Annotated in this window: 23 protein-coding genes; 12 read left to right on the plus strand and 11 right to left on the minus strand. The window is 43.4% G+C overall.

The window, feature by feature from the left end:
• Positions 1–70: 70 nt before the first annotated feature.
• Positions 71–973 carry a LysR substrate-binding domain-containing protein gene (locus A9Z07_RS05615; RefSeq protein WP_004776401.1) on the plus strand — a complete coding sequence of 301 codons (903 nt, stop codon included), beginning with the start codon at positions 71–73 and terminating at the stop codon, positions 971–973.
• Here A9Z07_RS05615 and A9Z07_RS05620 read toward each other — a convergent pair.
• A complete protein-coding gene (locus A9Z07_RS05620) occupies positions 921–1,331 on the minus strand; it encodes a hypothetical protein (RefSeq protein WP_005260297.1) in 411 nt (136 codons plus the stop codon). The two genes, A9Z07_RS05615 and A9Z07_RS05620, sit on opposite strands and share 53 nt — an antisense overlap.
• A gap of 90 nt (positions 1,332–1,421) precedes the next feature.
• Here A9Z07_RS05620 and A9Z07_RS05625 point away from each other — a divergent pair, with 90 nt between their 5' ends.
• Positions 1,422–2,837 (plus strand): PLP-dependent aminotransferase family protein, encoded by a 1,416-nt coding sequence (locus A9Z07_RS05625; RefSeq protein WP_069577580.1) that lies wholly within the window; start codon positions 1,422–1,424, stop codon positions 2,835–2,837.
• On the opposite strand, the gene ahr is transcribed toward A9Z07_RS05625, so the two are convergent.
• The 7 genes from ahr to A9Z07_RS05660 form a co-directional block, all read right to left on the minus strand.
• Positions 2,834–3,859 carry an NADPH-dependent aldehyde reductase Ahr gene (ahr, locus tag A9Z07_RS05630; RefSeq protein WP_005260296.1) on the minus strand — a complete coding sequence of 342 codons (1,026 nt, stop codon included), beginning with the start codon at positions 3,857–3,859 and terminating at the stop codon, positions 2,834–2,836. The genes A9Z07_RS05625 and ahr overlap by 4 nt on opposite strands.
• A gap of 39 nt (positions 3,860–3,898) precedes the next feature.
• Positions 3,899–4,453, minus strand: a complete 555-nt coding sequence (locus tag A9Z07_RS05635) for a DNA-3-methyladenine glycosylase I (protein WP_069577581.1) — start codon at positions 4,451–4,453, stop codon at positions 3,899–3,901.
• A gap of 35 nt (positions 4,454–4,488) precedes the next feature.
• On the minus strand, positions 4,489–4,734 hold the full coding sequence (locus A9Z07_RS05640; protein ID WP_047429848.1) for a hypothetical protein: 246 nt from the start codon (positions 4,732–4,734) through the stop codon (positions 4,489–4,491).
• A 9-nt stretch (positions 4,735–4,743) separates the two neighbouring features.
• Positions 4,744–5,280, minus strand: coding sequence for a M23 family metallopeptidase (locus tag A9Z07_RS05645; RefSeq protein WP_004776395.1), 537 nt, complete (start codon positions 5,278–5,280; stop codon positions 4,744–4,746).
• Positions 5,281–5,319: 39 nt separating this feature from the next.
• Positions 5,320–6,357: an A/G-specific adenine glycosylase gene (gene mutY / locus A9Z07_RS05650; protein ID WP_069577582.1), complete on the minus strand. Its 1,038-nt coding sequence runs from the start codon at positions 6,355–6,357 to the stop codon at positions 5,320–5,322.
• Positions 6,358–6,587: 230 nt separating this feature from the next.
• Positions 6,588–7,325 carry a dienelactone hydrolase family protein gene (locus A9Z07_RS05655; protein WP_069577583.1) on the minus strand — a complete coding sequence of 246 codons (738 nt, stop codon included), beginning with the start codon at positions 7,323–7,325 and terminating at the stop codon, positions 6,588–6,590.
• Positions 7,326–7,486: 161 nt separating this feature from the next.
• On the minus strand, positions 7,487–7,645 hold the full coding sequence (locus tag A9Z07_RS05660; RefSeq protein ID WP_004776391.1) for a DUF1328 domain-containing protein: 159 nt from the start codon (positions 7,643–7,645) through the stop codon (positions 7,487–7,489).
• Positions 7,646–7,830: 185 nt separating this feature from the next.
• On the opposite strand from A9Z07_RS05660, the gene A9Z07_RS05665 reads away from it, so the two are divergent.
• The 7 genes from A9Z07_RS05665 (at position 7,831) to A9Z07_RS05695 (ending at position 17,674) form a co-directional block, all read left to right on the plus strand.
• Positions 7,831–8,283 carry a YcgN family cysteine cluster protein gene (locus tag A9Z07_RS05665; RefSeq protein ID WP_004776390.1) on the plus strand — a complete coding sequence of 151 codons (453 nt, stop codon included), beginning with the start codon at positions 7,831–7,833 and terminating at the stop codon, positions 8,281–8,283.
• Positions 8,284–8,393: 110 nt separating this feature from the next.
• Positions 8,394–9,557, plus strand: coding sequence for a PQQ-dependent sugar dehydrogenase (locus A9Z07_RS05670; protein WP_069577584.1), 1,164 nt, complete (start codon positions 8,394–8,396; stop codon positions 9,555–9,557).
• 25 nt (positions 9,558–9,582) lie between these two features.
• Complete coding sequence (gene ampC, locus A9Z07_RS05675; RefSeq protein WP_069577585.1) at positions 9,583–10,770, plus strand: class C beta-lactamase; 1,188 nt, start codon at positions 9,583–9,585, stop codon at positions 10,768–10,770.
• An 83-nt stretch (positions 10,771–10,853) separates the two neighbouring features.
• Positions 10,854–12,125: a replication-associated recombination protein A gene (locus A9Z07_RS05680; RefSeq protein WP_123774000.1), complete on the plus strand. Its 1,272-nt coding sequence runs from the start codon at positions 10,854–10,856 to the stop codon at positions 12,123–12,125.
• A 147-nt stretch (positions 12,126–12,272) separates the two neighbouring features.
• The gene (locus A9Z07_RS05685) at positions 12,273–14,531 is read left to right on the plus strand and encodes an ATP-binding cassette domain-containing protein (protein ID WP_069577586.1); all 2,259 of its coding nucleotides are present in this window, start codon (positions 12,273–12,275) and stop codon (positions 14,529–14,531) included.
• A gap of 143 nt (positions 14,532–14,674) precedes the next feature.
• On the plus strand, positions 14,675–15,793 hold the full coding sequence (locus A9Z07_RS05690; RefSeq protein ID WP_069577587.1) for an acyltransferase family protein: 1,119 nt from the start codon (positions 14,675–14,677) through the stop codon (positions 15,791–15,793).
• A gap of 141 nt (positions 15,794–15,934) precedes the next feature.
• Positions 15,935–17,674 carry an amidohydrolase gene (locus A9Z07_RS05695; RefSeq protein WP_069577588.1) on the plus strand — a complete coding sequence of 580 codons (1,740 nt, stop codon included), beginning with the start codon at positions 15,935–15,937 and terminating at the stop codon, positions 17,672–17,674.
• 58 nt (positions 17,675–17,732) lie between these two features.
• Here the strand turns inward: A9Z07_RS05695 and purC are convergent, their stop codons facing one another.
• From purC to dapA, 3 genes are read right to left on the minus strand one after another with little or no spacing between them, the layout of a single operon-like run.
• The gene (gene purC, locus A9Z07_RS05700; RefSeq protein ID WP_005260273.1) at positions 17,733–18,452 is read right to left on the minus strand and encodes a phosphoribosylaminoimidazolesuccinocarboxamide synthase; all 720 of its coding nucleotides are present in this window, start codon (positions 18,450–18,452) and stop codon (positions 17,733–17,735) included.
• A gap of 35 nt (positions 18,453–18,487) precedes the next feature.
• Positions 18,488–19,090, minus strand: coding sequence for a hypothetical protein (locus tag A9Z07_RS05705; RefSeq protein WP_062847095.1), 603 nt, complete (start codon positions 19,088–19,090; stop codon positions 18,488–18,490).
• A gap of 15 nt (positions 19,091–19,105) precedes the next feature.
• Entirely contained in the window at positions 19,106–19,999 is an 894-nt protein-coding gene (gene dapA / locus A9Z07_RS05710; RefSeq protein WP_005260271.1) for a 4-hydroxy-tetrahydrodipicolinate synthase, read from the minus strand.
• 292 nt (positions 20,000–20,291) lie between these two features.
• On the opposite strand from dapA, the gene pncA reads away from it, so the two are divergent.
• The 3 genes from pncA to A9Z07_RS05725 all read left to right on the plus strand — a co-directional run bounded on the left by pncA (position 20,292) and on the right by A9Z07_RS05725 (position 22,332).
• A complete protein-coding gene (pncA, locus tag A9Z07_RS05715) occupies positions 20,292–20,924 on the plus strand; it encodes a bifunctional nicotinamidase/pyrazinamidase (RefSeq protein WP_069577589.1) in 633 nt (210 codons plus the stop codon).
• 91 nt (positions 20,925–21,015) lie between these two features.
• Positions 21,016–21,480, plus strand: a complete 465-nt coding sequence (locus A9Z07_RS05720; protein WP_069577590.1) for an Lrp/AsnC family transcriptional regulator — start codon at positions 21,016–21,018, stop codon at positions 21,478–21,480.
• A gap of 213 nt (positions 21,481–21,693) precedes the next feature.
• Entirely contained in the window at positions 21,694–22,332 is a 639-nt protein-coding gene (locus A9Z07_RS05725) for a YitT family protein (RefSeq protein WP_004776366.1), read from the plus strand.
• Positions 22,333–22,399 lie beyond the last annotated feature (67 nt).

Genomic DNA, 22,399 nt, shown 5'->3' on the forward strand with positions numbered 1-22,399 from the left:
TTATTGTTGCTAAAAAATAGATGAATTTGCAAAATACAGTTGACTAAATATCAATAATAGAGAGGCGGTGATGAAATCAACCGTAGAAGAACTTCTAGCCTTTATGACCATTGTCGATACTGGTTCTTTTATCGCTGCTGCTGAACGTCTGGGACAAACTGCATCGGGACTGAGCCGTTCACTGAGCCGTCTGGAATCCAAGCTTGAGGTGACGCTGTTAGAACGCACCACCCGCAAATTAAAACTGACGCAGGAAGGGCAGCAATTTCTTAATCATGCCCGCAAAATCCTAAGCGATCTCAACGCGGCGGAAGAAGCACTGCAAAAATCCGATCAGGACACTTCAGGACTCATTCGAATTGATTCTGCGACGCCTTTTATTTTGCATGTGATTACGCCGCTGGTCCATAAATTCCGACGCTGCTATCCCAATATTGAAATTGAGTTGAACAGTAATGATCTGGTGATTGATTTACTGGAACATAAAACCGATGTTGCCTTCCGCTTTGGGGAACTACATGATTCCAGCCTACATGCCAAACTGGTGTGTAAGAGCCGTATTTATATCGTTGCCAGTCCCGACTATTTAAGCCGTAAAGGCATTCCTCAAAAGCCGAAAGATTTACTTGAACATGATGTTGTTGGCTTTACCCGACCAGCCTATATCAATAAATGGCCTCTGAAAATTGAAGGGGAATATTTTCAGGCGCAACCTAAAATCAAGGCATCAAGTGGAGAAACTGTTCGTCAACTTTGCCTGCGGGGGCAAGGTATTGCTCGTCTGTCAGAGTTTGAGATCTGGAAAGACTTGAATGAAGGGCATTTGGTGGCACTGTTTGAAGACCAGATCGAGCATTCTTATCAACGCATCCATGCGGTGTATTATCAGCAAGAGCATTTGCCGAAACGTGTCCGTTTATTTATTGAATTTTTGACTGAGCAATTAAGTCAGGGCTTTTCGGTTTGCCAATAGCATCGTTCTGAAGCTGTACATTCAGGACGGGTACTAACGCACCAGTGGCCTGAATGACTGACACCACAATATGCTGTTGTTGTAAGCGGCATTCCAGTTCCATGGTCGGTAAATACTGGCTTGGCAGCATTACACCATTTTCATTTGGCTTTTTATAAGTCATTTTGATGATACGTGTCTGCTCTGGGGCATCGCGCTTTTCCATTCTCCATAACTCATAGGTGGTTTGATTTTGCATACGTAAGTAACCTTCTGAGAGAGACTTACAAACCTGTTGTTGTGGATAACTGGCCTGAGCCGAGAAGTCGCAGCCCGTAAATAGAATTGTACTGAGTATAAATAAGATTTTATTTTTCATGATGTTATCCTTTGGCTGTTGATTTTTATAGCTTAACGGTGTTGTATAAACCAATACAGATACAGAAATTTATAAAAAAGCAGTACAGAGATGACTTTCCAATATCAACGTTTAGCAGAACAACTGGCGCATAAGATTTATCAGCATGAATTACAACCTCAGCAGAAGCTCAGTTCTTTAAGGGAATTTGCTCGTCAGCAAAGTATTAGCCTGAGTACGGCACAGCAATGCTATGAATTACTGGAAGCCAAAGGGCTGATTTATGTCAAAGCCAAATCGGGTTATTTCGTCAGTTCAAGGCAATATCAAAGTCCTGTACCTGATAGCCCACGTTTTGAATCAATGATTCGGCAAGTTTCAAATTTAGACCTGCAAAATCAGATTCAAACCGCTTCGATCCAGAACCATTTAACGCCTTTGGGTGCGATTCAATTATCCCCACATTTGATTCCTGTGGATGGCTTACGCCGCTCCTTGCAACGTGCGCTGAAACACTGTCAGCCAGAAGATTTTCTATATTGCAATAAACAGGGACATCAACAGTTGCGGCAGGCCTTGTCGGATCATTGGCGCGAAGATGGTATCTATGTTGCGACGGACGATATTTTTATCAGCAATGGATGTATGCCTGCGTTGTCACTGTTGATTCAGCAGATTACCAAACAAGGCGATAGTATCCTGATTCCAACGCCCACCTTTAATGGTCAGTTGCAAATGCTGGCCAGCCTAAAACGCAAGATTATCGAGATTCCAGCCGATCATCGTGGCATTGATCTGGAGCGTTTGGAATTCTTTATGAAACAGGGCAGTGCCAAGCTGTGTTTGATGACTGCCAATTTTCAAAATCCTTTGGGCTATTGCCTGACGAATGAAGAAAAGCAGCACATCGCCAAGCTGGCTCAGCAGTATGAATGTTTTATTTTGGAAGATGATATTTATGGAGAATGCAGTTTCCAGAAGGAGCGACCTTTGCCGATACGCTATTGGGATCAGGAGGGCTATGTGATCTGGTGTGGATCGGTGTCTAAATCTTTATCAGCCGCTTATCGTGTTGGCTGGTTCTGTTTAGGCCAGCAATTACAATATTTAAGACCGAAATTATTGGCGAATAATGTGGGGGTGAATACGCCTTTACAGTTGGGGCTGGCTGATTTTATTTATAGTCGTGGTTATCGGGAGCATCTTGATCATTTAAGACCTCAGCTTATGCAGCAGGTGGAGCAGTATCGAGCGTTTATCTTAGAGGTGTTTCAGGGGATTCCAATTGCCTTGAGTCAGTCACAGGGCGGTTATGCCTTATGGCTGCAACTTCCAGCGAGTATTACAGGTTTGGAGCTTTATTATCTGGCGCAAGAGCAGGGCATTAATATCGTGCCGGGGGAAGTTTTTGGAGAAGACCGACGCTATCAGCATTTTTTACGCTTAAATGCGGGACACGCCTTAACTGTAGAAATCCGCCAAGCCATACAGCAATTGGCGGACTGGACGCGAAAAAGTCTGAATTAGTCGAAGTCTGCTTTTAGAACGATACGATAGCGCGCTTGGCCTGAATGCAGTCGTTCAATTGCCTCATTGAGTTGAGACATTGGGTATAGCTCAATCTGTGGGGCAATATTTTTACGTGCTGCGAACTGTAAAAGTTGGCGCAGTGCCAAAGGGGAACCTGTTGGAGAGGAGGTGACTGATTTAGCTCCATTCATGAGTGTTCCCACCGACACCGGAATTGGTTCTAAAGTCACACCTAAGAAATGGAGACTGCCATTCGCTGCAAGTGTGCTGAGGTAGGCCTGCCAATTCAGTGTCACATTTACCGTACTGAGCAATAAATCAAACTTGCCGCGTTGTGCCTTGATGGCTTGTGCATCACGACTATTCACCACATGATCCGCACCCATGGCTTTTAATTCATCGGTTTTGTCTGGGCTAGAGCTAAATGCGGTCACTTCGCAACCCCATGCCTTGAGCAATTTAATCGCCATATGGCCGAGACCACCAATTCCAATCACCCCGACATGGTGGGTCGCCTGAATTTTATGTTTCAGCAAAGGATCAAATACAGTAATACCTCCACACAGTAGCGGACCTGCACTTTCTGGATTTAACGCTTCTGGCAGCGGAATGACCCATTGCCAGCCTGCACGGACCTTATCGGCAAAACCACCTGCATGCCCGACAATGGTTGAAATCTTTTCACCCGTACAGAGCACCTGATTACCGCCAATACATGGATCACAGGCCTGACAGGTTTCAGCCGTCCAGCCGATACCAACACGTTGACCGATCTGAAGTCCTTTCGCTTCAGAACCAAGCGCAACGATGGTACCAATAATTTCATGTCCAGCGACCGCAGGGTAGACGGATGAATGCCAGTCATTATTAATGACAGATAGATCGGAATGGCACAGGCCACAATATTCGACTTTGACTTCAACCTGATGCGCCTGTAACTCGCCCGCATCAAATTGATAAGGAACTAACTGTTCACCAGCCTGCATTGCTGCATAAGCACGAATCTGGTTATTGCTCATTCAAGGAACTCCTGTAGAAGGAAAAGCGATGATTTTTGATTATTTAAAATGACAATGATTTTCGTGGTCATTGACCATGCCAATGGCTTGCATAAAAGCATAACAGGTGGTCGGGCCTACAAACTTAAAACCACGCTTTTTGAGTGTTTTAGATAATTTCTGGCTTATTTCTGTTTGGGCAGGGGCTTCGCGATAATTCACTACATCATTATTTTCGGTTTGATGATCCACAAAACTCCATAGCCAAGCAGGTACATCTGTGACTTCATCTTTGAGTTTAAGCCAAGCCAGCGCATTGTCTCGAATTGCTTTCAGTTTACCAATATGACGAATTAAACCTGCATCACTGAGCTTGAGTTCCAGTTGGTCATCTGTCAGTGCAGCAATTTTTGTGATGGGATGGTCGAAGAAGTGGGTGCGGTAGTGTTCACGTTTTTTCAGAACCGTGATCCAGGAAAGTCCTGCTTGCTGACCTTCAAGACAGAGCATTTCAAATAAATGTGCTTCATCATGTTGTGGCTTGCCCCATTCCTGATCATGGTAGGCCATATAGAGCGGATCATCGGAGCACCAGCCACAGCGTTGAGTTGACATATTTGATGCTCCTTATTGTTATGTGTACATGATGATTAAAGTTTGAATGCCACCCATTCATTTGGGCGAGTATCCCAATAATACAGTTCTGCGTTGTTTAAATCAGCAAATTTAAGCCAAAAGTCTTTCCCCGATTTATCGGCAAAACCCGTACTGATGAGCAAGGCATCTTCAGTAATTTCCATGATCCAGCCTTGATAGCTGGTGCCATTCAGGATGATTTTTTGCTGGTTGCCCGACTCTGCAAATACAACCAGCCGTTCAATCAATGCTTCAGACATTGTAGATTCCTAACGTAAATATGGGTATGGATTGACTGCACCACGCCCTTTGCCATTTAAATAAATTCCGTAATGTAAATGTGGAGAGGTATAACGCGCATTGCCCGTATTGCCCACATAACCGATCAGGTCGCCTTTGCGAACATAGTCTCCCACATTAAGACCACGCTTATGTCCGTTAAGATGGGCGTAATAATGCCACGAACCTGCTGGACCAATGATCCAGATCACCTTTCCACCTAAATTATTATTACGTAAATCAGCAACTAAGCCCTCGGTCGCACTATACACTTTCGTACCGCGCTCTGCCATGATATCAATGCCTTCATGGCTACGTCCTTGACTGCGGGCAGCGCCCCAGGTATCTCGTAATTCATTGCGGCTGACGCCTTTCACAGGAACTGGCAAGCGGCTATCTAAGCGCATGCTTTTCAGCTTATTAACCTGTGCATTGGGCAAAGGTGCTGGTTTTTTCGGCGCTGTGGCACAAGCTGAAAGTAAAATAATGAACACACCAAGCAGCGTATAAGAAATTGGATGACGCACAAAAACTCCTTATATTTTGATCTACAGCAATAGAGAGGCTTAAGCTTTTTGCTTTGCTGTAATCAGTTTTTTCATAGCCGTGGGAATACCTTTGGCAATTGCTGTTTCTGGACTCAGCCATACGCCGTTGAGTTCAATACTGAGCTGTTCTTTTTGATCATGTTCCACGTGGAACAACTGTTCATTCAGTAGCCAAGTAAAGTGGGTGAAGCTATGGCTAATCTGCAAAGATGATACTTGAGCTTGCAGTTTAAAGTGCTGCTCAATCTGTAGTAATTCGGTTGCTTGCTCAATGATAGGGAGGCAATACAATCCTCCCCACAGACCGTGGGCTTCACGTTGTTGCCACAGCCATTCATCACCAGACTGGATCAGTAACACATTGGCTGTTTTGACTGGAACGGGTTTCTTGGCTTTTTTAAATGGAAGCTGCTGTTCCAGACCTTGCTGGTAGGCCTGACAATGCTGTTGCATTGGACAATATAAACACAGTGGTTTTTTCGGGGTACACACCGTTGCGCCTAAATCCATAATTGCTTGTGTGTAATCATGGTTGCGTTCGTGCGGACAAAGCTCTTCTGCGATTTGCCAGAGCGTCCGTTCGTGCTGTGGTTTGGATAGGTCATCTTCGATGGCAAGGAAACGGGCCAAAACGCGTTTTACGTTGCCGTCCATAATCACGCCGTATTGGCGTAAGCCCAATGACATCAATGCTCCCGCAGTTGAGCGACCAATGCCTGGGAGTTCTATCCACTCTTCTAGTGTTTCTGGGAATTTACCTTTCTGGCTGACGATCCCCGCAGCTTTATGCAGGTTACGGGCGCGGGCGTAGTAGCCAAGTCCTGCCCAATAGGGGGCGACATCGTCCCAACTGGCTTGTCCCAGACTTTCCACGGTTGGAAAGCGTTCGATAAAACGATCGAAATATTGCAGTACAGTTTTGACTTGGGTCTGTTGCAGCATGATTTCTGAGACCCATACCTTGTAAGGATCATCGGCGATTTGCCAAGGTAAGTCGTGGCGACCATGTTGGTCGTACCAGCGAAGTAGTGCATCAGAAAATGAGAAATCAGACATGAATCAGGTCAATAAAAAGCAGGGCAGTAGTATAGCGGAAATAGGTCTTTCTGAGATGTTAAAATTCTGTTGAAACATAAACAGTGTATAGATAGCAAAGTATTTCAAACTTTTATTAAATTTCAGTATTTATTTGTTTTCGGATAGGCGGCATGGATGCCGCCTTTGCACGAGCTTAAATATCAAGATGATGTTGACGGGGATTTACGTTTTGAAAAATCATTTACCGATTACTTCAAATGTTTATCCAACAGCTCATACATTGCTTCAAGCCCTTGGCGCTCTGCTTCTGCGTTATAACCTAAATCAACATTGTTGGCTTTGGCACGTTCATCAGCAAGCGGGTTACTAAAACCATGCTTGGCATCTTCAAAAATAATCACCTCGTGGTCGACTTCAGCATCATGCATTTCCTGACGGAAGCTCGCAACATCATCCAAAGTTACCATGCTATCTAGCTCGCCATGCAGAACTAAAATCTCAGCCTTTATCTTGCCTTTTTCAGCTGGTGCTTTTGGACTTAAAACCGCATGGAAGGTTGCAACTGCTTCGATCTGTGCACCTGAGCGAGCCAAATCAAGCACTACTTTTCCGCCATAACAGAAACCAATTGCAGCCAGTTTTTCAGCATTGACTTCTGGTTGGGCAGCCAAGGTTGAGAGACCCGCCTGAGCACGATCAACAATGGTCTCTGGCTGTTCAAAGGTCTGATTCATCCATGTTGAAGCTTGAGGTACAGCCGTTGTAACTTTTTTATCGCCATACATATCAATTGCTAGTGCGGCAAAACCATGTTCGGCTAGCTCACGCGCGCGTTGTTCGGTATATTCATTACGACCCCACCATTCAGGTGCAACAATCACCCCAGCAACAGGTTGATCAGTTACGGGCGTTGCAAAATAACCAATCAGGCGTTGACCATCTGGTGCAGTGTATTCAATTTCACGAGTATTGACTGTAAAGCTCATTCTATAATCCTGATCTGTATTTTTAGAATGCATTGATTAAAGCATAAAAAAAGAAAATTGAAGATATCGTCAAACAACAAATGCTAGCGTCTTGGTCTTACACAGGCATAAAAAAAGAAGAATACGGAGATTCTTCTTTTTTATTGAGTCGGGTTAAATCCTTAGACTTTACCTCTGGATATGAAACCAACGATGGCTAAGATCACGGCGACAACCAGTAAGATCACAGCGAAATCTTTGGATAAACCAGCAACCCCACCAAAACCTAATAAACTGGCAATGAGTGCGATTACAGCAAAAATAATGGCCCAACGGAACATGTCGTGTCCTCCTAATTTTTCGTTATGAATCTAATATAGCGTGGGTTTTTTGAACAAAATGTGGTGTTTCTGTGGTTCAAATGTTTAATACTTAAAGAAATGTTAAGCTAGAAATGAGATTGAAAAGCAAGACATAGGACAGCAATGCTATAATCAAACACTCGTTTGAAATAGAAACAACTGGTATGTCCCTCGAACTGCGTCCTAACTTCTGGAAACAATATTCGCTTGATCAGCTCAATGAGGCTGAGTGGGAAGCATTGTGTGATGGCTGCGGTTTGTGTTGCCTAGTAAAACTGGAAGATGAGGAGACTGCCGAAGTTGCCTATACCAAAGTGTCATGCAAATTGCTGGACTGTAAAACAGCGCGTTGTTCAGATTATCCTAACCGTCAGCAGCAAGTACCAGATTGCATCCAGCTCACATTAGAGCAGCTCACAACAATCTCATGGTTACCGCCGAGCTGTGCCTATCGTCGTTTGAGTGAAGGCAAGAATTTACCCTCATGGCATTATTTAAATACTGGTTCTCGTCAGAGCGTGATCCGAGCCAAGAAATCTGCCGCAGGACGTTGCATCTCTGAAAGTGAGATTGATGAAGAGCAGATCGAAGACTATATCGTGCGCTGGGTCCGCTAACTGAAAATTTCACCAAATGTTTAAAACATGCTTTGCATAAAACAACATTTTTACAGTATTTTGATTTGCGTATCTCCGTAAGATGAGTCTTATAAAGAGGGAGATAAGTAATGAAGAAATTATTGATAACACCTTTGGTTTGCAGCAGTTTTTTATTTTTGTTGGCCTGTGGTCCGAACAATACCAATTCTAAAACCCCTGATCAAAATGCTGAGCAGCAAAGTCCAACCCATACGGCAAAGCAGACCTATCGTGCCGAGACGGTGGCTTCATTTGATGAGCCTTGGGCGGTGACCAGTCTGCCGGATCAGCGTTTGCTGATTACAGAACGTAAAGGACAATTAAAATTATTTGATCCTCAAACCAAGACTAGCCTGAATGTCTCAGGTGTTCCTTCGGTAAGTTATGGTGGACAGGGCGGACTTGGCGATGTGGTTTTACATCCCGATTTTCAGCATAACCATTGGCTCTATTTAAGTTATGCCAGCAAAGGACAAGGTGGATACGGCGCGGTGATTTCACGTGCCAAGCTGGATTTATCCAACCCAGAGCAACCCAAATTGACCGATTTAAAAACCATCTGGCAGCAAGTGCCGAAGGTCTCTGGTCAGGGACATTACGGACATCGGATGCTGTTTGGTTCAGATGGAAAGTTATGGGTGAGTTCAGGAGAGCGCCAGAAGTTTGATCCAGCTCAGGATTTAAAAAGTAATCTCGGCAAAGTGTTGCGCTTGAACGATGATGGCACCCCTGTGGATGGCAATCCATTTCAGCAGCAAGGTGGTGTCACAGCTGAAATCTGGTCACTGGGTCATCGTAATCCACTCGGCATGGCATTTGATGAGAAAGGGCAACTCTGGGTGGTTGAAATGGGGCCTAAAGGCGGCGATGAGCTGAATCTGATCCTGAAAGGAGCCAACTACGGCTATCCGAAAGTCTCCAATGGTGATCATTATTCAGGTTTACCGATCCCAGATCACAGCACCCGTCCCGAGTTTAAAGCGCCTGAAATCGACTGGACCCCTGTAATTTCGCCTTCCAGCATGATCATTTATTCAGGTCAGCAGTTCCCTTTATGGCAACATAAAGCGCTCATCGGTGGTTTATCTTCCAAAGCCATTGTGGTGGTGGATTTAAAATCGCAACCTGTGAAAGAGATTCAGCGACTGGATATGAAACAGCGGATTCGTGGTTTACATCAGGCTCAAGATGGTTCGATCTGGGTCATTGAGGATGGTCCGCAAGCCAAATTACTCAAACTAACTGCTTCTTAATTATTAACTTAAAGTGAAATCATCCATGCCAAATTCAAAACGGTTCTCTACACCTGCGAAACAATTATGTGTACTTGTAGGACTTCTGTCTTGCAGTGCACCGCTTTGGGCACAACAGCTCAGCGAGCAGCAAGTAAAAGCTATTGTTGACCAGCAATTTAAACCGCTTTTACAACAATACAAAATCCCGGGAATGGCGGTGGGGATCACTTTAAATGGACAACATTATTTTGTGAATTATGGGGTGGCTTCAAAACAGAGCCAACAGCCGATTCGCAACAATACCTTATTTGAACTTGGCTCAGTGAGTAAGACCTTTAATGCAACTTTAGCAGGCTATGCACAGGCACAAGGACAAATCTCCTTGTCTGACCATCCTGCCAAATATTTCCCTGAACTTAAAAACAGTGCTGTGAATCGTGCCACCCTATTGAATTTGGGCACCTATACTGCGGGCGGCTTTCCGTTGCAGTTCCCTGATGAGGTGGTTCAGCAACAGGAGATGATCAAGTATTTTCAGGCATGGCAGCCGAAGACAACCATCGGTGCTGCGCGTCAATATTCCAATCCAAGTATTGGCTTGATGGGCTATGTCACTGCATTGGCAATGAAAAAGCCTTATACCGAATTGTTAGAAAAAACACTTTTTCCTCAGTTAGGTCTCAAACAAAGTTTTATTCAAGTCCCTGAGCAGCAGATGCCGAATTATGCATGGGGCTATAAAGCGGATCAGGCCATGCGGGTATCGCCTGGGATGTTTGATGCTGAAGCCTATGGCGTGAAAAGTAGCAGCGCGGACATGCTGAAATTTCTGGATGCACAAATCAATCCGCAACAGTTGAAACAACCACTGCGTAAAGGCATTGAAAATACGCATGTGGGTTATTTTAAAGTAGGCGCAATGACACAGGGGTTAGGTTGGGAGCAATATGCTTATCCAGCGAAATTGGAAACGCTATTACAGGGCAACTCCAGCAAAATGGCTTTAGAAAGCCATGCGGTGACACTAATCGCGCAGCCAAAAATTGCTCCAGCAGCGACCTTCTTTAATAAAACTGGCGCGACCAATGGCTTTGGTGCTTATGCTGCTTTTATCCCGCAACAAAAGATTGGGATCGTGATGTTGGCCAATACCAATTTCCCCAATGAAGAACGGATTAAAGCCAGCTACAACGTGATACAGCAACTGATTCAGCAAAACAGTGCGCGATAGAATGACGCAGTGAGTGCAGATTCAAATTGTAGATTTGTGCCAGACACAATAGACTAGGATAAAACAGCATAAAGCCATTGATGATGTCAGATACGCATATTCCTTTACCTGAACGTTTACGTCCTCGTGATTTGTCAGAAATTATCGGGCAAGATCATTTACTGGGCGAAAATGCACCCTTACGTCAAATGATTGATCAGGGGCATTTGCCTTCGATTATCTTCTGGGGACCGCCAGGGGTAGGAAAAACCACGATCGCATTATTACTGGCCCAAGCGGTTGATCGTCCTTTTGTGAGCTTGTCAGCACTGAATACGGGTGTGAAAGAGCTTCGGGAAGTGATTGCTGAAAGCGGTGATCTGTTGACGCCTGTGGTATTTATTGACGAAATACATCGCTTCAACAAGTCGCAGCAAGATGCCTTACTCAATGCCGTTGAGAAAGGCAAAATCACCTTGATCGGTGCGACCACAGAGAATCCGTCCTTTGAGGTGAACAGTGCGTTGCTGTCTCGCTGTCAGGTGTATACCCTGAACAGTCTGGATGCAGATGCCATTCAAACCTTACTGAATAAAGCGATTCAAACGGATAAGTTTTTAAAAGAACGTTTTATTCATATCGAAGAATATGATGCATTGATTCAATTTGCAGCAGGTGATGCACGCAAGGCACTGAATCTGATTGATCTGATCGCCAGTACCTTTGAGCCTGATGTTGAAAATATGGTCACCAATGCGATTGTGGTTAAAGTCGCGCAGCAAAATATTGCGCGTTACGACAAATCGGGTGAGCAGCATTACGATCTGGTTTCGGCATTTATCAAATCCATTCGTGGTAGTGATCCAGATGCAACATTGTACTGGATGGCACGTATGCTGAAAGGTGGTGAAGATCCAGTCTTTATCGCACGTCGTATGTTGATTGCTGCATCGGAAGATATTGGTAACTCTAATCCCAATGCCTTGTTGCTGGCGGGCGAATGTTTCCGCTCAGTGCAGGCGGTGGGCATGCCAGAAGCACGGATTATTTTGGGTCAATGCGCGGTGTATTTAGCGACCAGTCCGAAAAGTAACAGTACTTATCTGGCGATAAACCGTGCCTTGGAATTGGCAGAAAAAACCGCGAACTTGCCTGTTCCTTTACATCTGCGTAATGCACCCACCAAGTTGATGAAACAGCAAGGTTATGGTGTCGATTATCTCTACCCGCATAATTATCCTGAACATTTTGTATTACAGGAATATTTGCCACCTGAATTGCGCGGTACCAAGCTCTATGAGCGCGCCCTGAATAAACGTGAAGTTGAAGGGGAGCGTTTACAACAGCGCCGTTGGCAACAAGATCAGCAACAATAAATCACATTTGCTTCTATAGCGCTGGATATTCACGGCTTTGAATATCCAGCACTCCATTACATCTATTTCATTTATTCATAAAAACAGATACATCTCTCACATTCTTTTTGGCTTATCGTGGTTTTAAAGAGAACAGCGAGACGGCAGATGAGCAGCAGAACAATAAATATTTACGGCGCGCGACAAAATAATCTTAAAAATATTTCATTGAAAATTCCGAAAAACAAAATCGTTGTGTTTACGGGCGTTTCAGGTTCAGGTAAATCTTCACTGGTATTTGAAACGATTGGTGCCGAAGCGCAACGACAAATCAATGAAACACAGGATAGTTTTGTGCGTAACCGTTTACAGCATTTTGGTGTGGCGGATGTCGATAAAATTGAAAATCTGAATGTTCCCGTGATCATCAATCAGAAGCCTTTGACTGGAAATATCCGCTCAACTATCGCGACCATTACCGATATATATGCCAATTTAAGGTTGTTGTTTTCGCGCATGGGTAAGCCTTTTGTCGGGTACTCTCATGTTTTTTCATTTAATCATCCCAATGGCATGTGTCCACAATGTGATGGGATTGGTCTGGAACAGACCATTGATATCTATAAAATTCTGGATCTAGAGAAATCTCTAAATGAAGGGCCGATCGACTTTCCGACTTATCAGCCGCATGCTTGGCGTTGGACCCGTTATGCCGACTCGGGCTATTTTGATCTGGATAAAAAGCTTAAGGATTATGATGCGGAAGAGTGGGAGCTTTTCTTAAATGCAGCGCAGCATAAACCACACCATCCTCGCAAAGACTGGAGAAAAACCGCGTTATATGAAGGCCTGATTCCTCGTTTTGAGCGAAATTTCTTAAAAGGTGAAGCACAAGAGCGCAACCGTTATCGCCATATTCTGGACAAGATTATTACTGTCGAAAAATGTAGTCTTTGTCAGGGGCAGCGTCTGAATCAGACTTCGCTGAGCTGCAAGATTCAAGGGAAAAATATCTCGGACTGTACTGCATTGTCGGTGGCTAAATTGCTGAGCTTTATCGAATCGATCGAGAATGAAAAGCTGGAGACGGTATTACATGAAATTCGTAATAAACTTCATTATTTAAATCTGGTTGGACTCAGCTATCTGACATTGGATCGCGTGAGCAATACCTTATCGGGTGGGGAGTCACAACGTATAAAAATGGTCAAACATTTGGGCAATAGTCTGGTCGATCTGCTTTATATTTTCGATGAGCCCAGCATTGGACTTCACCCCAAAGACTTGGAAAATATCATCCAGATCATTCAAAAAATTAAGGATAAGGTCAATAGCGTGCTGTTGGTGGAACATGATCCAGACCTGATCAGGATTGCGGATCATGTGATTGATATGGGGCCTTTATCTGGACAAAAGGGCGGCGAAGTCATTTATCAGGGTAGTTTTGCTGATCTTAAAAGCTCCTCTGGTTTAACAGGGCAGTTTTTCCAGCGCCCCAATCAATATAAACAGGTGGCACGAAGCAGTCTGGAAAAAATCACCATAAAAAATGCGCGGCTCTTTAACCTGAAGAATATTAGTGTCGATATTCCCAAGAATTGTCTGACCGTGGTAACGGGTGTTGCTGGTTCAGGTAAAAGTACGCTGATGAGTAAAGTCTTACCGCAGCAATACCCCGAAGTGAAAATTATTGATCAATCTGTCATTACTGCAACGATCCGATCAAATCTACTCACTTATTTGGACTTGCTGGATAGCATTCGTCAGTTATATGCGCAACAGAATAAGGTCAGCGCGAAACTGTTTAGTTTTAATAGTGAAGGGGCGTGTCCGCAGTGTAAAGGTTCAGGTATTGAGAAAATTGAGCTGGCCTTTCTGGATGATGTCGAAATGGTCTGTGAGGTTTGTCATGGTTCAGGCTATGCAGAACAGGTACTCAACTATCTTTATAAAGATAAGAATATTGCCGATGCTTTAAAAATGACGGTTGCAGAGGCTTATGATTTTTTTGAAGTGCCTAAATTGAAGCAACAATTCAAGACCCTGATTGATTTAGGTCTGGACTATATTGCCATTGGTCAACGCCTGAATAGCTTTTCTGGGGGCGAACGACAACGCCTGAAACTGAGCCGTGAGCTTGATCAGACCAATAATATTTTCGTGCTGGATGAGCCAAGCTCAGGCTTGCATCCGTCTGATACGGTTAAACTGATCCAGCTACTCAATACCATCGTTGAGCAGGGAAATACCGTCATTGTGATTGAGCATAATCTGGAAATCATGACACAGGCAGACTGGATTGTTGATATTGGACCATTGGCGGGTGAACAGGGCGGAGAACTGATGTTTGCAGGGCCAGTGAGCCAGTTATTAGAAAATAAGCAATCTTATACAGCGCATTATTTAAGAGATTATTTAAATCGTTAATATCAAAAGAGGGTACGGCGTACCAGAAAGTTTGAGTCATGTCATGACTTGGTATCGAGCATGATATTTTTGTAAGTGACCACTAGACACTCTGGATAAAAGGTCGCATCATCCCCGCTTATCAAGGATGATAAAGCTCCACAATGACCACAAACAAAATTAATGCAGCGGAAAGTATCCGAGGCTTGGCATGTCTCGCCGTTGTGTTGTCACATTTATCGTTAACTTTCTTTCCCCAAATGCATAATTTTGGCTGGAGTAGCGTGCCTCAATATGAGGTTTTTGCACAATTACATCATTCTCCATTGGCCTTCTTTTATTCGGGCACGGGCGCAGTTTTTGTCTTCTTCGTTTTAAGTGGTTTTGTCCTGACCCTATCCAGTTTTAAAAAACAAAATACCGCCACACAGCTGAAAAAATCATTGATTAAACGCTATCCACGTTTGGCCATTCCCGCGTTTGTCTCTTGTATTGTGGCTTATCTGGTATGTTTTGTGCCCGTTGATGTCTCGCATGTTTCAGAATGGGGGGCTGCTTTGGCCAATCCTCATCCTCAACTCAAGACGGCACTCTATGAGGGAAGCATTGGTGCATTTCTGTTTGGAGATTCAAGCTATAACTGGGTTCTGTGGACCATGCAAATTGAATTGCTTGGCTCATTGGTGATTTATCTGGCAAGTTATCTATATAGTAAATTGCCCATTTTATCTGCTCTCTTTTTGCTGTTGAGTGTTGCTGCGGCTTATATGATTTCGCAGACCGTATTACTTGGCATTCTCAGCTTTATATTGGGAATGGGGCTATTTCTGTATGCGGCAGAGCTAGGGACGGCTGTTTCTATACTCTTGTTCTTGTTCGGTCTCTATTTTTGCGGGGCACATAATAGCAGCTCGAGTTATCAGTTTTTTACATCATTTCTGGGCGAACAAACTTACGATTATCTGAATTTTCTTGGTGGCTTTCTGGTTGTGTATGCTGTGTTAAAAGGCAAATGGCTGGCCCAGTTTTTTGATCGACGTGTCTTGGTGTTTCTGGGTAAAGTATCTTTTTCAATTTATTTGATTCACTTGGCAATACTTTATGCCTTGGGTATTCCATTCTTCAATCTTTTGCATGTGCAGCTGGCGTTCTCTTATTTCAATGCAGGACTGCTGGCAAGCCTGTTTACGATGGTGGTGAGTATCATTTTGGCGCAGTTTTATAGCCGTTACATTGACGATGCTGCAATCAAGGTATCGAATAAATTGGCTAAATTATTTTAGTCTTTAGGATAAGATCAGATTCTGTGCCATAGTCCTTAAAAAATTGAACAAACATTACAAAAATAATCAGTGAATGCTTTCTATTCGGCACAGAATCAGTTTTAATCAGAAAAGGCATAATAAAAATATGGGTTTAAAAATATGAACCGTAACCATCTGCATCAATTTGCATGGGTCACTTCCTTTTCAATTGTTCTATCAGGCTGTGCAACTTCATCCATCCCCGTCAGTTCCAGCGAAAAGCTGTTTTATGGCGGCCCCATTTTAACCATGAGTGGTGATACGCCAGAATATGCCGAGGCCTTGCTGGTCAAGAATGGCACCATCCGTTTTGTGGGCAGCAAACAGCAGGCGGAACAAATGGCTGATAAAACCGTTCAAGTCATCGATCTCAAAAACAAAATCTTGCTGCCAAGTTTTATCGATGCCCATAGTCATGTGAATATGGTGGGTTTTCACCAGATGGTCGCCAATCTATATCCGCAACCTGATGGACAGGTCTTGGATATCCATTCATTGGTCAATGTGCTGAATACATGGAAAAAGCAGCATCCAGAAGTGATTCAGACCATGGGCGGCTGGATATTAGGCAATGGCTATGATGATGCACAACTCAATGAAAAAAGACACCCCACCGCAACTGATCTTGATCGCGTCTCAACAGATCAGCCTGTGATGATTTTGCATCAATCTGGACATCTGGCTTCTGTGAATCATAAAGCACTCGAATTGCTAAAAATCGATCAGAATACGCCGAATCCTGCGGGTGGCGTGATTCGCCGTGAAGCCAATTCCAACGTACCGAATGGTGTCCTTGAGGAGTCGGCACTCTTTACTGCAATCGGTTCGATTTTTAAAGATGTACCGCCCGCTGTCATGTTCCAGATTGCACAGAAAGGCATTGATGCTTATGTGAAAAATGGCTTCACTACAGTACAGGAAGGACGGGCAGATCAGGGCACGACTGAGATGTGGCGTAGCTTGGGCCAGCAAAATCAGCTGCCGATTGATATGGTGTCTTATCCAGATATTACCACCAGCAAGGACTATATGCTCAAATACGGTAGTAGCCGTCAGTATGATCACCATTTCCGTATTGGTGGGGTTAAAATCAGTCTGGATGGTTCACCTCAGGGCAAGACTGCTTGGTTGACACAACCGTATCTGGTGCCGCCTGAAGGCAAGGATAAAACCTACAAAGGCTATGCGGCGATCAGCAATGATCAAGAGGTGAAGGATTATATTAATTTAGCCTTCAAACAAGGCTGGCAAGTGCTTGCACATGCCAATGGTGATGCTGCAATTGATCAGTTTATTGCTGCGGTAAAAGACGCGACCCAAAAGCAGGGTCAAGCAGATCGTCGAAGTGTGCTGATTCATTCACAAACCATTCGTGATGATCAACTGGATGAACTTAAAGCGCTGGATATTATTCCTTCCTTCTTCTCGCTGCATACTTTTTATTGGGGTGACTGGCATCGTCAACAGACTCTGGGTGAGCAGCGAGCAGCACGTATTTCCCCTACAGCAACGGCGTTAAAGAAACATCTGATTTTTACCGAACATCATGATGCGCCTGTTGTACCCCCAAGTAGCATGATGATGCTTGATGCGACTGTGAATCGTACCACCCGCAGTGATTATGTCTTGGGTGCAAATGAACGGGTAAGTCCTTATCTGGCGTTGAAGTCGATGACGGACTGGGCTGCCTATCAATATTTTGAAGATCAACAGAAGGGAACTTTAGCTCAAGGCAAACTGGCAGATCTGGTGATACTGGATCGGAATCCGCTGACTATACCAAGCCGTGAGATTAAAAAAATCAAGGTGGTGGCGACCTATAAAGAAGGTAAGCTCATTTATCAGGATTCAAAAAATTAAAATTATAAAAAAACCGAGCCATTTAGCTCGGTTTTTTTATATGCGATCTAAGCTGAGCTTAGATATCGTCTAGGTTAATACCTAAACGTGCCGCAACTTCTTCATAGGCTTCAACCACACCACCTAAACCTTGGCGGAAACGGTCTTTATCAAGTTTTTTCTTGGTGTCTTTGTCCCATAAACGGCAACCGTCTGGAGAGAACTCATCACCCAGTACGATACGGTCATGGAATACACCAAATTCAAGTTTGAAATCTACCAGAATCATATTACCAGCGTCGAATAATGCTTTAAGCACATCATTTACTTGGTAAGTGAGTTCTTTCATTTTTTCAAGCTGTTCAGCAGTCGCCCAACCTAAAGCAATCGCTTGAGATTCATTCACCATTGGATCGCCAAGAGCATCATCTTTAAAGAATAATTCAAATGTTGGCGGTGTTAACTCTTTGCCTTCTTCAACGCCTAAACGACGGCAAAGTGAACCAGCAGCATAGTTACGAATGACACATTCAACAGGAATCATCTGAAGTTTTTTAACAAGGACTTCAGTTGGAGAAAGCAATTTTTCAAAATGGGTTTCGATGCCTGCTTCAGCCAGTTTATCCATGATGAAGGCGTTAAAACGGTTGTTGACCTTGCCCTTACGATCGAGTTGCTCGATTTTTTCGCCATTGAATGCCGAGGCATCATCGCGAAAGACTAAAATCAGGTGATCAGCGTTATCTGTTTCATATACAGATTTTGCTTTACCAGTATAGAGCAAGGTTTGTTTTAACATGAGGGAACCTTTTGAAAAAAATGCCTAGTAAACGACTAGGCTGGCCAGTTTTGGTAAATCTGGGCTAATACTTCCGTTGCAACCGCAGGGTCTGCAAAGGTTGTATCAAGTTTAAACAGTGCAATGGTATTGCTTGAGCCGACAGCGGTAAGCTTCAGTAGGTAGTTTTGCTCACCCACTTTAATAGTCGCTTCATAGCCATGATCTGCCTGAGAGATGACTTTATAGTTGAGGCTGCTGACGGTCGCAAAAGCATATTGCCAAGCAGTTGCAGTCGGGCCATCCACTTTAAGTAATGGGTTCTTATTCCCATCCATCACCAGTTGTGGACGACCTAAGCTGGTTGCTGTTGCTTCAGTTGTCGTGGTTGCAGTTTGCGCTGACTCTGGGCGAGGTAACGCATAACGTTTGCCCGTCTTGTTCTCAAATGTCGGTGCATGTTGAATCGCAAGCGGGTCAACCGTTGGTGCTGGATACAATGGCGTAAATGGTCTTACCGTTGCATTCTCAGGGAACTTGAGTGGTTCAAGCGCTTGCGCTTTTTTATAATCTAAAGAATGATTATTGAGGGCAAAACGACCACAACCAGCCAAACTTAAAGCTGAAATGACTAGGACAACACCAAGACGTAATTGCATCATAAATTGCTCGTATTAAATAATTCCCGCAGTTTTTAAATCTGTGCGGAGAGGTTCACGATATTGTTCTGCTAGAGCGGTTAATGGCAGGCGTAAACCTGTACTGATATATCCCATCTCATGCAACGCCCATTTCACAGGAATTGGGTTTGATTCGCAAAACAAAATATTGTGTAGATTTGCAATTTGCTGATTCAGACTTTGAGCCTTTGCTTGATCGCCTGCTAATGCAGCTTCACAAACTTCGCTCATTTGTTTTGGTGCAACATTGGCAGTAACCGAAATATTACCTTTCGCACCACGCAAGATCAGTTCCCAGGCAGTTTCATCATCACCTGAATATACTGCGATTTTACCTTTTAAACCTTCGATGAGGGCTTGACCACGTGGTACATCGCCTGTTGCATCTTTAATCCCAACAATGTTTTTAATTTCAGCAAGACGAATGACAGTTTCGTTTTGCATGTCTACACCAGTACGACCTGGAACATTATAAAGAATTTGTGGAATATCAACTGCTTCAGCAATCGCCTTGTAGTGTTGATATAAGCCTTCTTGTGTTGGTTTATTATAATATGGCGTAACGAGCAGGGCTGCATCTGCACCGAGTTCTTTTGCTGCTTTGGTCAGCTCAATTGCTTCGCGTGTTGAATTTGCACCTGTACCCGCAATAATCGGGATGCGTTTATTGGCTACACGGATCACTTCTTTGATGACTTGTGTATGTTCTTCCATGCTTAATGTTGAGGCTTCGCCCGTTGTGCCAACAGCAACAATACTATGTGTACCTTGTTGGATGTGCCACTCAACGAGCTTCTCCAGGCTCTTCCAATCTACGCGACCATCTTCAAACATAGGGGTGACGAGTGCGACAATTGAGCCTTGAATATTCTGTGCTAGCTGAGTCATTTTAAAAAACTATCCTATTTTCCCATCCGAGATTGAATTAGTTGAAACGAAATATTGGATGGTTGCAGTATTTTGATTCGTCGTCCAATAATGAATTCGATTGAATGACAATTATGCAAATTATGACTGATCAGCGGCATAAGAACAATATGCTTTAGTCAAACAGCCGAAAACTTTAATTCAACTTTTACCTGAATAATTTTCATGTTAAGAAAAGTTCAGGTGGAAGTAGCCAGACGATAGAGAGCAGCGTATGTTAGAAAGGAGCGAGCAATCCAGAATGAAACACAATATGCATACACTTGCGAAACACAGCGCACTCATTGTTGTTGACGTACAAAACGGTTTTACCCCAGGTGGAAACTTGGCAGTCACTGACGCTGATCAGATTATTCCAGTCATTAATCAACTGGCCCGACAGTTTGAAATGGTGGTGCTTACACAAGACTGGCATCCAGAACAACATATTTCCTTTGCCGATAATCATGAAAATAAAGCGCCTTTTGAAACCATTGAGCTGCCTTATGGAACCCAAGTCTTGTGGCCTAAGCATTGCGTGCAGGGGACACAGGATGCCGAATTTCATCCAGCTCTTGATATTCCGACAGCCCAATTGATTATCCGTAAGGGTTTTCATCCTGATATCGATAGTTATTCTGCTTTTATGGAAGCAGATCGCAAAACTCCGACAGGTTTGAAGGGCTATTTAACAGAACATCAAATTGATACGGTTTATATCGTGGGGATAGCCACAGATTTTTGTGTGGCATGGACTGCCTTGGATGCGGCACAAATGGGATTTAAAACCTATGTTATAGAAGATGCCTGCAAAGCAATTGATTTGAATGGGTCATTGCAAAGTGCATGGCAAAGTATGCAGGCAGAGGGTATTCAACGCATCCAGGCGAGTACAATTTTGCCATAAGCTTGAGCTGCCTGAGTGAAAGGCGTTAAACTTTGAAAACTGATGAATCCACATCAGTCAAACCGTGACTTAAGGCAAAATTGAGCGTTTTATGACAGTCGAACTTGATGATTTTGATCAGAAAATTATCCATCATTTACAAATGAATGGACGTTTGGCCAATCAGGAACTCGCTGAATTGGTGGGGTTGTCGACTTCCCAATGTTCACGCCGTCGAGTGAATCTCGAACAGAAAAAGATTATCACCGGCTATTATGCACAAATTGCGTTGAGTGCTGATCCTGCGCCGATCATGGGCATTATTGAAGTGAAATTACAGAATTATCATGATGCCACGCATGATCGTTTTGTTGAGTTCCTTCTTAATGAGCCAGCAGTTAAGGATATTCATAAACTGACGGGGAGCTATGATTTTGCCTTGAAAGTTGCGGTTAGAAATCTAGATGAAATGGTCAAATTGATTGGCATCCTTTCTTCCCAGACTTTTGGTGTTAGCAACCTGAATACCTCGATTGTTTTGGAAAAACTCAAAGAAAACGGAATCGCGATTAAATAATAAATAGCTGATCGCCAGTGAAGATGGATCAGAAAGCCATGTCTGACTGAAAATGAGCTGTTTATATTAAATGGCTTATTTTGAATATAAATTGCATTTATGGTGAAAATATAAGAATAAATTGCGTATTTCCAATAAAAATGATCAAATATGCCGCCTTTTATTTGAAAGGCATCTCTCCCTTCTGCTGTTCTGTGATTGAGTTTTACCCTTATGAATACCGAGCAAAATGTATCTCTGGTCAGTCCAGTCGTGCCTATAATTGACCAACATTCCAAAGTTGAAGATGCATTGGCGCTGTTGACGGGTACATTTATCCTTTCTTTTGCCATGACCTTATTGCAACAAGCGGGCATTATGACTGGAGGAACAGCAGGTCTGTCTTTACTCCTCCACTATATTACCGACATTAAATTTGGTGTTTTATTCTTCTTCATCAATATTCCATTTTATTATTTTGCCTATAAAAAAATGGGGATGGCCTTGGTAGTTAAAACCTTTATTGCGGTTGCTTTACTGGCAGGTTTTTCTGCAATCATTCCCCAGTTTTTTCATCTTTCCGATGTTAATCCAATTTATGCAGCCATTTTTGCCAATGTCTTGATGGGTGTCAGTTTCCTGATTTTATTTAGACATCGTTCAAGTCTAGGCGGGATCAATTTACTTGCATTGTATTTACAGGAACGTTTCGATATTCCAGCAGGTAAAGTGCAGTTGGGTATTGATATGGCAATCTTACTCACGTCATTGCTGTTTGTAGACTGGAAGTTGATTCTGGTTTCAATTATGGGTGTCATTATTTTAAATTCAATTATTCTGCTGAACCATAAAACCACACGCTATATTGCGTAAATATGTTCTGTTTTATTCTTAGTATTTGATAAATAAAAATTATTAAGGGCGTGCTGTAGTTATTTAT

The organism is Acinetobacter sp. YK3 (assembly GCF_001729365.1).
Taxonomy (GTDB): domain Bacteria; phylum Pseudomonadota; class Gammaproteobacteria; order Pseudomonadales; family Moraxellaceae; genus Acinetobacter; species Acinetobacter vivianii.